This is a genomic window from Glaciecola punicea, from assembly GCF_001756615.1.
GTDB lineage: Bacteria > Pseudomonadota > Gammaproteobacteria > Enterobacterales > Alteromonadaceae > Glaciecola > Glaciecola punicea.
The window spans coordinates 451,886-462,988 of sequence record NZ_LZXY01000001.1 but is presented as its reverse complement, the minus strand read 5'-3'; the positions used below and the strand labels follow the sequence as shown (position 1 = coordinate 462,988).

10 protein-coding genes and 1 tRNA gene are annotated in these 11,103 nt (G+C 42.8%); 8 read left to right on the top strand and 3 right to left on the bottom strand.

Annotated features, from left to right (window positions below; translation table 11 throughout):
- Positions 1 to 20: 20 nt before the first annotated feature.
- Positions 21 to 791: an SDR family NAD(P)-dependent oxidoreductase gene (locus BAE46_RS02095; RefSeq protein ID WP_070111643.1), complete on the bottom strand. Its 771-nt coding sequence runs from the start codon at positions 789 to 791 to the stop codon at positions 21 to 23.
- A 31-nt stretch (positions 792 to 822) separates the two neighbouring features.
- Complete coding sequence (gene yhbY / locus BAE46_RS02090; RefSeq protein ID WP_006004168.1) at positions 823 to 1,119, bottom strand: ribosome assembly RNA-binding protein YhbY; 297 nt, start codon at positions 1,117 to 1,119, stop codon at positions 823 to 825.
- A 377-nt stretch (positions 1,120 to 1,496) separates the two neighbouring features.
- Between yhbY and ftsH the strand changes: the two genes are divergently transcribed.
- From ftsH to BAE46_RS02060, 6 genes are all read left to right on the top strand, one after another.
- Complete coding sequence (gene ftsH / locus BAE46_RS02085) at positions 1,497 to 3,419, top strand: ATP-dependent zinc metalloprotease FtsH (protein WP_040520339.1); 1,923 nt, start codon at positions 1,497 to 1,499, stop codon at positions 3,417 to 3,419.
- 165 nt (positions 3,420 to 3,584) lie between these two features.
- Positions 3,585 to 4,421 carry a dihydropteroate synthase gene (gene folP, locus BAE46_RS02080; RefSeq protein WP_006004166.1) on the top strand — a complete coding sequence of 279 codons (837 nt, stop codon included), beginning with the start codon at positions 3,585 to 3,587 and terminating at the stop codon, positions 4,419 to 4,421.
- 14 nt (positions 4,422 to 4,435) lie between these two features.
- Positions 4,436 to 5,776, top strand: a complete 1,341-nt coding sequence (glmM, locus tag BAE46_RS02075) for a phosphoglucosamine mutase (RefSeq protein ID WP_006004165.1) — start codon at positions 4,436 to 4,438, stop codon at positions 5,774 to 5,776.
- Between the two features lie 132 nt (positions 5,777 to 5,908).
- Positions 5,909 to 6,643: a triose-phosphate isomerase gene (tpiA, locus tag BAE46_RS02070; protein ID WP_006004164.1), complete on the top strand. Its 735-nt coding sequence runs from the start codon at positions 5,909 to 5,911 to the stop codon at positions 6,641 to 6,643.
- Positions 6,644 to 6,656: 13 nt separating this feature from the next.
- The gene (gene secG, locus BAE46_RS02065; RefSeq protein WP_006004163.1) at positions 6,657 to 7,043 is read left to right on the top strand and encodes a preprotein translocase subunit SecG; all 387 of its coding nucleotides are present in this window, start codon (positions 6,657 to 6,659) and stop codon (positions 7,041 to 7,043) included.
- 10 nt (positions 7,044 to 7,053) lie between these two features.
- Positions 7,054 to 7,138 (top strand) — tRNA-Leu (locus BAE46_RS02060).
- A 57-nt stretch (positions 7,139 to 7,195) separates the two neighbouring features.
- Here BAE46_RS02060 and BAE46_RS02055 read toward each other — a convergent pair.
- Positions 7,196 to 7,537, bottom strand: coding sequence for an HPF/RaiA family ribosome-associated protein (locus tag BAE46_RS02055; protein ID WP_040520336.1), 342 nt, complete (start codon positions 7,535 to 7,537; stop codon positions 7,196 to 7,198).
- 267 nt (positions 7,538 to 7,804) lie between these two features.
- Here BAE46_RS02055 and nhaR point away from each other — a divergent pair, with 267 nt between their 5' ends.
- Together nhaR and pnp are read left to right on the top strand one after the other, a co-directional pair.
- Positions 7,805 to 8,707, top strand: a complete 903-nt coding sequence (nhaR, locus tag BAE46_RS02050; protein ID WP_006004162.1) for a transcriptional activator NhaR — start codon at positions 7,805 to 7,807, stop codon at positions 8,705 to 8,707.
- A gap of 127 nt (positions 8,708 to 8,834) precedes the next feature.
- On the top strand, positions 8,835 to 10,949 hold the full coding sequence (gene pnp / locus BAE46_RS02045; RefSeq protein WP_006004161.1) for a polyribonucleotide nucleotidyltransferase: 2,115 nt from the start codon (positions 8,835 to 8,837) through the stop codon (positions 10,947 to 10,949).
- The last annotated feature ends 154 nt before the right edge of the window (positions 10,950 to 11,103 follow it).

Here is an 11,103-nt window from a genome sequence, read left to right as displayed (position 1 = left end):
GTTTTTCTTCGGTGGGAGCATTACTTGGGTGGCATTCTTAGGCCGCCGTCTAAACGAATAGTTTCGCCGTTAATATAACCATTATCAGCTATATGAAGAACCAATTTGGCAAACTCTTCAGGCAACCCTAAACGTCTTGGATGCTGTACATTACTGGCTAATGCGCTTTGCACGCTGTCAGGCATCGCAAGCAGCATTGGTGTGGCCATAATACCCGGTGCAATAGTATTAACTCGAATGCCAACAGGCGCAAGATCTCTGGCCAGAGGTAAACTCAAACCAATCAAACCAGCCTTACTGGCGGCGTACGCTGTTTGCCCAATTTGGCCTTCATATCCGGCGACAGAAGCGGTGTTAATAATAAGGCCACGACCACCATCATCATTAAAGCTGGTGTTTTTTGCCATAGCCGCCGCTACAAGTCGCGCAACATTGAAGGAGCCCACAAGATTGATATTAATAACGCTGGCAAAGTCTGCTAGTGGCATGGCTTCTCCATCACGATTAAGCGTGCGTTTTGCAGGTGCTACGCCGGCACAGTTTACTAGTAAACGGATATTTTTTTGTTGAAACTTTGCAAGGGCGCTTTCAACACTGCTGCTAGAGGTAACATCTACATATTCAAAAAAACAAGAATGTTGGCTTAGATCTTCTGCGATGTTTTGCCCATTTTCTTGGTTTAGGTCAAAAATACAAACTTCCCAGCCAGATTCAATTAGTGCTTTAGCGGTGGCGTGACCTAAGCCAGAGCAACCACCGGTAACAATTGCAAAAGAGGATGATAAGTTCATAAGCTTCCTTTATACATCTAATGAATACTAATTATTTCCTGGGCAGTTTTATAGTAGGTTCTTTACTGGGCTTATAAATAACTAAGACATTTCCAATGCTTTGCACTTTGACAGAATTAGTTTCACCTACAATGGCATCCATTATGAGCGTTTTTTCATCGCGGCCATCAGATACCACTTTCACTTTGATAAGCTCATGGTGACTAAGGGCAGAGTCAATTTCTGCAAGAACGCCCTCAGTTAAACCATTGTTGCCTAATTGAACGACAGCTTTTAAGGGATGGGCTAAGCCTGTTAAGTACTGTTTTTGCTTGTTAGTAAGAATCATTTTTGAGAAGTTGCCTTTAGTAATGTAGATGCTGCACTTGAATTTGGTTATTCTACCTACACTTAATAACGAAAGCGACCGGTGTTGTTACATCATGGAAAAAATATTATCCTTTGGGTTTAGTTTGCGCAGCTTCAACTTATATTTGAACTAGCGCTTATTACTGGACAATATTTAGAAACGTCAAAAAATGTGGACAAGCAATCAATAGAAATAAAAAGTTTTCTATGTCCTATTGAACAAGTTCGGCACAAGTTGCGTAAACAAGGCGTATGGTTGGATAGTGGCACGAGGCTAGAAAGTATAGTACTGTGTTTAAGGTTGATAGCAAAAGCTTTCAAATTAATTCTTTTATTTTTATTTAGAGGGTCATAGCGTTGAGCGACATGGCAAAAAATCTCATATTATGGTTGGTCATTGCAGTTGTGTTAATGATGGTGTTTCAGGGCTTTAATGGCCAAACAACGCCTAAGCCACAAAAAGACTATATTTCGTTTTTAAAAGACGTTGAAGACGGAAACGTCGTTGAAGTACTGGTGGATGGTCAAAAAATCACTGGTACACTTCGCAACAACGAGAACTTCACCACTTATATGCCTATCCGCGATGACAAATTACTAGATCAATTGCTGGAAAAAGATATTCGTGCTTTTGGTAAAGAACCAGAAGAAGCATCATTGTTAGGCCGAATTTTCATTAATTGGTTTCCAATGTTATTGCTTATTGGTGTTTGGATATTCTTCATGCGCCAAATGCAAGGCGGTGGTGGCGGTCGAGGTGCAATGTCTTTTGGTAAGAGTAAAGCAAGGTTGCTGGGCGAAGACCAAATTAAAACATCTTTTGCTGATGTTGCTGGTTGCGACGAAGCTAAAGAAGACGTGTCTGAGTTAGTTGACTTTTTGCGCGACCCGACCAAGTTTCAAAAGTTAGGCGGGAAAATTCCAAAAGGGGTGCTAATGATAGGGCCTCCAGGAACAGGTAAAACTCTCCTCGCTAAAGCTATCGCAGGTGAAGCAAAAGTACCATTTTTCACTATATCAGGGTCTGATTTTGTTGAAATGTTCGTCGGTGTAGGTGCCTCTCGGGTCAGAGATATGTTTGAGCAAGCGAAAAAGTCATCTCCGTGTATTATTTTCATAGATGAAATAGACGCGGTAGGGCGTAAACGTGGCGCAGGAATGGGCGGCGGAAACGACGAACGCGAGCAGACTCTTAATCAAATGCTAGTCGAGATGGATGGTTTTGAAGGGCACGAAGGCATAATCGTTATTGCGGCTACTAACCGCCCTGACGTCTTAGACCCAGCATTACTTCGCCCTGGTCGTTTTGATCGTCAAGTAACGGTTGGTCTGCCTGACATAAGAGGTCGTGAACAAATATTGAAAGTTCACATGCGTAAAGTTCCTTTGTCTGACAACGTACAAGCTTCAGTAATCGCGCGTGGTACACCAGGGTTTTCTGGTGCTGATTTAGCCAACCTCGTGAATGAAGCAGCCTTGTTTGCGGCCAGAACTAACAAGAAAGTAGTCTCGCAGGAAGAGTTTGACAAAGCAAAAGACAAAATAATGATGGGCTCAGAGCGTAAGAGTATGGTAATGACGGAAGATGAAAAGACCATGACTGCTTACCACGAGGCTGGACACGCAATAGTCGGTCGCGTAGTACCTGAACATGATCCTGTTTACAAAGTGTCCATTATTCCTCGCGGTAGAGCGTTGGGGGTAACAATGTACTTGCCGGAACAAGACCGTCTTAGTTACTCCAAACGCCACTTGGAATGTATGATTTCTAGCTTATACGGCGGCCGTTTGGCCGAAGAAATTATCTACGGTGAAGAAATGGTTACCACGGGAGCATCAAACGACATAGAACGCGCTACCGAAATTGCTAAGAAAATGGTAACGCAGTGGGGACTGTCGACTAAACTAGGCCCGCAGTTGTTTGCTGATGATGAAAATGAAATGTACATGCCGGGTAAGTCAAACAACATGTCTGACGAAACTGCCAAGGTCATCGACGCTGAAATCAAAGACGTTTTAGACCGTAACTACAAGCGTGCGGAGCAAATATTACGCGACAACATAGATGTACTGCACACCATGAAAGATGCGTTAATGAAGTATGAGACAATAGACGCCAAGCAAATTGACGACTTAATGGCTCGCAGAGAAGTACGCCAACCAGCAGATTGGGATAACAATGATAAGTCTGATTCCAACACGCCAACCGGTGGTTCTTCAGTTGATGTCGGGAAAGACGACAAGCCGGCAGATGATAGTGAAGCAAGCAAAGCTACTTAAGCAAATGTAGGGAGTAGTTTTCAAAGTTAAACAACACCGGCTTATGCCGGTGTTTTTCGTTTAGAGAGCCATTTTGTAATGGAAAGTTTTATTTAACATTATTTTTTGATTACGATCGGGTATAATCTCGTGCTATTTTATAAGTCTGCACAGGAACGTTCTGCAATGTTGTTTAAAGATCGTGAAGTTATCTTTAACAGCCCCAAAGTAATGGGGATACTGAATGTAACGCCAGATTCATTCTCCGACGGTGGCAGATTTATAAGCCTAAACAAGGCCTTGAAGCAGGCATCGCTTATGCTTAAGCATGGCGCCACGTTTATAGATGTAGGTGGCGAGTCCACTCGCCCAGGCGCCACAGCCGTAAGCTTAGAAGAAGAGCTTAACCGTGTAATTCCAGTCATTGAAGCAATAAATAATGAACTTGATGTCATTGTGTCAGTTGACACAAGCAAGGCGATAGTAATGCAAGAAGCAGTTAGTGCAGGTGCTAGGTTAATTAACGATGTGCGTGCTTTGAAACTACCAAATGCGCTTGAAACGGCTGCCAAATTTGCTAAAGAACTAAATGTTCCTACCTGCGTAATGCACATGAAGGGCACACCGGCGACGATGCAATGTGCACCTCAATATGGATGCGTGGTGGCTGAAGTTAGCGATTTTTTTAGGTTTCAAATTGAGCGTCTTACCTCGGCTGGTTTCCACTACAATCAAATTTTGTTAGATCCTGGTTTTGGATTTGGCAAGTCACTAGACAACAACTATCAATTATTGAAATCACTGATGCAATTTACCCAGTTTGATTTGCCAGTAGTAGCCGGTATGTCGCGTAAATCAATGATTGGCAATCTCCTCAACAAGGATGTCGATAATCGTTTGTCGGGCGACATTGCGGCGCATACTATTGCCGCTATGTTAGGCGCCAGTATATTGCGTGTACACGACGTTGAACAAACTGTAGACGCAATGAAAATTGTCGGTAAAACTACTAGCGTAAAATAGGATAAGGATTATTTATGGCAAAAAGAGAATTTTTTGGAACTGACGGTATTAGAGGAAGAGTAGGCGACAGCATCATCAATCCTGAATTTGTGACCAAATTAGGATGGGCCGCGGGTAAAATATTAGCCGGTCGCGGCACCAACAAGGTGCTAATTGGCAAAGACACGCGTATAAGTGGCTACATGCTAGAGTCTGCATTAGAGGCAGGTTTGTCAGCTGCTGGCATTAATATTGGCCTACTTGGTCCTATGCCCACGCCTGCAATCGCCTATTTAACCAAAACATTTCGCTCCGAGGCAGGCATTGTGATTTCAGCCTCGCATAATCCTTATTACGATAACGGTATTAAGTTCTTTTCGTCGACAGGGCATAAATTAGACGACGACATTGAACTAGCCATTGAGGCGCAAATGAAAGAAAAGATGACCTGTGTAGAGTCTGACCGTTTAGGCAAAGCAAGTCGAATAAATGACGCAGCAGGACGCTATATAGAATACTGTAAAGGTACGTTCCCATCTGAACTTTCACTTTCCGGTCTAAAAGTTGTCGTAGATTGTGCGCATGGTGCCACCTATCATATTGCACCAGACGTGCTGCGCGAATTAGGTGCTACCGTGATAGAAATAGGTACTGCACCAGATGGTTTGAATATTAACCACAAAGTGGGCGCAACCTCCTTACGAGCCTGTATAGAGGCGGTTAAAAAGCATAAAGCCGACTTAGGGTTTGCACTTGACGGTGATGGCGACCGTATAATGTTAGTGGATGAACACTGTGACGTAATTGACGGTGACCAGATAATTTTCATTATTGCGCGTGACGCATTACGTTTAGGTAACTTAGGCGGAGGCGTGGTAGGCACTAAAATGTCTAATTTAGGCATGGAAGTGGCGTTTGAAAAACTAGGGATCCCGTTTGAGCGTGCCGATGTAGGGGATCGCTACGTAATGGAGCTGTTGAAAAAGAAAGGATGGTCTATTGGAGGCGAGAATTCTGGCCACGTACTTAATCTTAACTATTCATCTACTGGCGACGGCATTGTAGCCGGTTTGCAGGTGATAGCGGCTATGCTACGTGCTAACATGAGCTTAAGTGCATTAAATTCTGGCTTTATTAAATTTCCTCAAAAGCTTATTAATGTAAAATTTAAAAATAAAGGCAGAGATCCATTAACCAATCCAGCGGTGCTTGCATCTGTGCATAAGGCCGAAAAGGCCATGGGTGATACGGGACGCGTTTTGCTGCGTGAAAGTGGCACCGAACCCTTAATTAGAGTTATGGTCGAAGCAGAATCGGAGGAAGATTCTACAGGATGGGCGCAGTACATTGCTGATGAAGTTAAAAAAGCAGGATAATTGCTGTTTTTGTTAGTTTGTGACTTGTATAATCAAGTGCGTACAGTTAATATCAGCGCCGCTTTTACTTCCGAGCAGTAATTGGTTTAAAGCTTGTCTAGTCTCGTTTAAGACATGAATACAGGGTGATATATGAGTAATGTACGTAAGCCCATGGTGGCGGGCAACTGGAAAATGAATGGTTCCTTGGCCTTGTTACATACTTTCATTAGTGAACTTAAGGCCTCACCCTTGTTAGACACCGTGTTATGCCTGCCTTATCCTTATTTAGCAGCTGCGAGTAAAGCAAGTTTTAAAGTGGGTGCTCAAGACTGCAGTCAATTCGGAGCTGGCGCTCACACAGGTGATATTGCGGTTGGTATGTTGCAAGAACTGGGTGCAACGTATGTTATCGTCGGGCACTCCGAAAGAAGGCAAGACCATAACGAAAGTAATATAGCAGTAGCACTAAAAGTTCAAACGGTCCTGAATGCCGGTTTAACACCCATACTATGTGTAGGTGAACCATTAAAAGTGCGAGAAGCAGGTAACGTTAATAAGTTTGTATTTGAACAGCTACAAGCCGTAATAGACGTTTGTTCAAAAGATTTTCTTGAAAAATGCATTATTGCTTATGAGCCTATTTGGGCAATCGGAACGGGCAAAACAGCCTCACCAGAGCAGGCACAAGAAGTGCACCAGTTTATTAGAACTGAAATAGTAAAGTGGAACCACAATGCAGTTTCTACCCGTCTGCTATACGGTGGAAGTGTTAACGCAAGCAATGCTCATGCTTTGTTTGCAAAACCAGATATTGATGGCGGCCTAATTGGGGGCGCTAGCTTGAAAATTGATGATTTTATCGCTATTTGTAACGCGGTAAAATAAGAGGAATTTTAATATGTTATATGAAGTATTGCTAGGCGCCTATTTGATTGTGGCTATCATGTTGGTCGGTTTTGTGTTGTTGCAGCAAGGTAAAGGTGCTGAAATGGGCGCATCATTTGGTGCAGGAGGCTCTAACACCGTATTTGGGTCGGGCGGTTCAGGTAATTTCATGACAAGAACCACCGCCGTACTTGCGACCTTGTTCTTTACTATAAGTCTAATTATCGGTGGCATAACCGCAGGTACTAGTACAACGGTTGACGAGTTTGAGACAATTGAACAGATAATGCTGGAACAAACTCCCTCTGCAAGCACAGACGGTTCAGATTTTCCAGTTTCGGTTCAAGAGACAAAAACTGAACTTACCGAAGAAGCGCCAAAGGCACAAGACAATCAGTAATATTTAACACGCGGAAGTGGTGGAATTGGTAGACACGCCACCTTGAGGGGGTGGTGCTTTAGGGCGTGGGGGTTCGAGTCCCCCTTTCCGCACCAAACATAAAATAGACTGTAGTGAGAAAATCGCTACAGTTTTTTTTTGCTTGAAAAATACTAGTGAATGTTTGTTCTTAACGTAGCTGACATTCGCTTAGGCCTGATGCGTTTCAAGTGTCGCTCTATCTTGCGTTTTACTCTTCCAAGCACTACGTCGAAGGCTTCGCTGATAGTGTTGGCTGAGTCACTTGCAACGAAATCTGAGGTTTTAATAATAGACACACAGACAGTGCAGCATATCGTGTTAGTGCCTAGTACCGACTTTTCTGGTATGAAAGATACCTCACACTTGGTAATTATACTATTGAAGCGCGATAGAGCTAAGCTAAGACGAGTATCTATAGCCTCCAATTCTTGATTATTTGGCTGAATGCCATTGTTGTCTATAATATAGTGCATAAGTCACCCGTAACTGATGTGCATAAATAAATATATAGTGTAAAAATGATCGCAGGTAGCTATTTGGTTTTGCCAGGGTTTCTATTTTTTTTCACCCTGACGACGTAAATTCGGTATATAGGGACTGCGACTAATGCATAAACGTTGACGCATCGTTTTTTACGTTGAGTAATAAAACTTTATCAATTAAAAGTGAACAATTAAATTCGTAAATATGTATAAAACTAATCGGGAAATCTTACCTATCAGCTGTATTAAAAGGCTTACATGTCAGACAATTTTAATTATAAACATCTACATTATTTTTGGGTGGTCGCCACCGAAGGCAGTATAGCGCGCGCCGCCGAGAAACTTTTCATTACCCCGCAAACGATAAGTGGGCAACTTAGTATGCTTGAAGAGCGCATTGGGCAGCCTTTGTTTGATCGAATAGGGCGTCGACTTCGCTTAACTGAAACGGGGAGGTTGGTGCTTAGATATGCTGATGATATTTTTGCGTTGGGCAAAGAGCTTAACGATGTACTTAGAGGCGCACCGATCGTGGGAACATCTGAATTTATTGTAAGCGCGGCAAGTGCTTTGCCAAAAACCATTGTGTATAAAGTGCTAGAGCCTGCACTTTCGGTGTCAAACGATATTAGTCTTACCTGCAGAGAGGGACCTGTTGAAGCCATTTTAGGTGAGCTTGCCGTACATGAAGTCGACATGGTGCTAACTGACACACCCTTAAGCAGTGCATTTAGTATAAAAGCTTACAATCATTATTTAGGACAATCGACGCTTTCGTTTTTTGCTTCGCCTAACCTTGCGGCCAAGCTACACGGTGATTTTCCTGCTTGCTTGCAAGATGCTCCAATGCTGTTGCCAACAAAACAATATGCAATAAGACAGCTCTTTGACAGGTGGTGTACCGATAATAGCATATTTCCTGTGGTGCGCGGTCAGTACGACGACAGTGCACTAATGAAGTCGTTTGGTAAGGCTGGGTTTGGTGTGTTTTTTATGCCTAGTATCATAGAGGAAGAGGTAAAGGACGGCTTTGGGCTTCAAGTGATCGGGAGAAGCAAAACTTTGAAGCAAAAGTTTTATGCAATTTCTTCTGAACGCAAAGTGACTCATCCAGCAGTTGCGGCTATCTGTAACGCTGCTAGAGACAAGATATTTAAATAACGATTTATTATTTTTCTCTGAGCTATATTGTCGAAATATTCATTAAAAAGTTGGTATTAAGGTGCTAGGGCTATATACTATGGTCGCATTTAAAAAGTATAAATATTAATAAACTAAAGGATAGAGTGTGACTCCTATTACTAAAACTTTTCAGTATGGTCAACATACTGTCACCCTAGAGACAGGCGTAATTGCCAGACAAGCAACAGCAGCCGTAATGGCAAGTATGGACGACACTACCGTTTTGGTAACGGTTGTCGGCAGAAAAGAAGCTAAAGCTGACCAAAACTTCTTTCCATTAACTGTGAATTATCAAGAAAAGACCTACGCTGCGGGTAAGATACCCGGTGGTTTCTTCAAACGCGAAGGCAGACCTTCTGAAAGCGAAACCTTAATTGCTCGCTTAATTGACCGTCCAATTAGACCTCTTTTTCCATCTGCTTTTAAAAACGAAGTGCAGATTATCATTACTGTAATTTCTGCAAATCCAGAAATACCTACCGATATCATTTCACTTATTGGCACATCAGCGGCGCTTGCAATTTCTGGTATGCCATTTAGCGGCCCAGTTGGCGCAGCGCGCGTTGGTTATGTAAACAATGAATTTATTTTAAACACGCGTACTTCTGAACTTGAAGAAAGTAAATTAGATCTAGTTGTTGCCGGTACCGACAGCGCTGTACTTATGGTTGAATCTGAGGCTGATGTACTGTCTGAAGAAGTGATGTTAGGTGCTGTGGTTTACGGGCATGAGCAGTCTCAAACAGTGGTTAACGCGATTAAAGAGTTTGCCGCTGAAGTTGGTACCGAATCTTGGAACTGGACTGCACCTGAGCCAAATGTCGCTTTAAAAGACAAAATTAAAGCGATTGCTCAAGAAAGCATGACAAAGGCTTATCAAATATCTGACAAACTTGCGCGTAAAGACGCTGTAGATGTAGTTACCGCGAATGCTCGCGCTGAACTAACTACAGCTGACGACAGCTTAGACCCGAAAGAAGTGTCAGAGTTGCTGCACGAATTAGAAAGTGATGTTGTACGCTCACGTATTTTAGCTGGTGAAAAACGTATAGACGGTCGCGATCCTGAAACTATTCGCGGTTTACATGTGGCAACAGGCTTGTTACCTAGAGCGCATGGTTCCGCGGTATTCACACGAGGTGAAACGCAAGCTTTGGTAGTGGCTACTCTTGGAACCGAACGCGACGCACAGATGATTGATGGTCTTTCTGGCCTTAGCAATAACCGCTTTATGTTGCATTATAACTTTCCTCCATACTCTGTAGGAGAAACTGGTTTTGTTGGTTCGCCAAAGCGCCGTGAAATTGGTCATGGTCGTCTAGCGAAGCGTGGTATGCAAGCAGTTATGCCGTCGGCAGAAGAATTTCCATACGTGGTACGTGTGGTGTCTGAGATTACCGAATCTAACGGTTCTTCATCAATGGCTTCGGTGTGCGGTACTTCACTAGCACTCATGGATGCTGGTGTTCCTATCAAAGCCTCTGTTGCGGGCATAGCAATGGGTTTGGTTAAGTCTGACGACAACTTTGTAGTGTTATCTGACATTCTTGGTGATGAAGATCATTTGGGCGACATGGACTTTAAAGTAGCTGGCACTACAGGCGGTATTACGGCTCTTCAGATGGACATAAAAATTGAAGGTATTACGCAAGAAATTATGCAAAAAGCCCTTAAACAGGCTAAAGAAGCTAGACTGCATATTCTTAGTGTAATGGACCAAGCGATTGGTAGTCACCGCGAAGAAATGTCTGAGTTTGCGCCACGTATATACGTGATTAAGATTAATTCAGACAAAATTCGTGAAGTAATTGGTAAGGGCGGTGCGGTTATTCGTTCTATTACCGAAGACACTGACACCAATATTGAAATTGAAGACGATGGTACTATCAAGATTTTCGCGACTGAAAAAACCAAAGCTGATGCTGCGATCGCTCGAATAGAGCAGGTAACAGCTGAGCTTGAAGTAGGTAAAACTTACCACGGTAAAGTAATGCGCATAGTCGATTTTGGTGCTTTTGTGGAAGTATTGCCAGGTAAAGAAGGCTTAGTGCATATCTCACAAATTGCGCATGAACGTGTTGCTAAAGTATCTGATTATTTGAAAGAAGGTCAGGCGGTTGACGTAAAAGTGATGGAAATTGATCGTCAAAACCGTGTTCGTTTGAGCATGAAAGAATTACTTGAAAAACCAGCTGCGCCACAAAATGGTGATGGTGAGTAAATTTATTTTACAAATATAGACCGCTGCGATGAAGGTGGTCTGATGAATTAAGCGTCTGTTCAGATTGTATAAGAGCATTTACAGCGTACCTAGAGCAAAAAACCGTCAAAATAGGCGGTTTTTTTATTTTTACATTATTGTTAGACCTTTACAT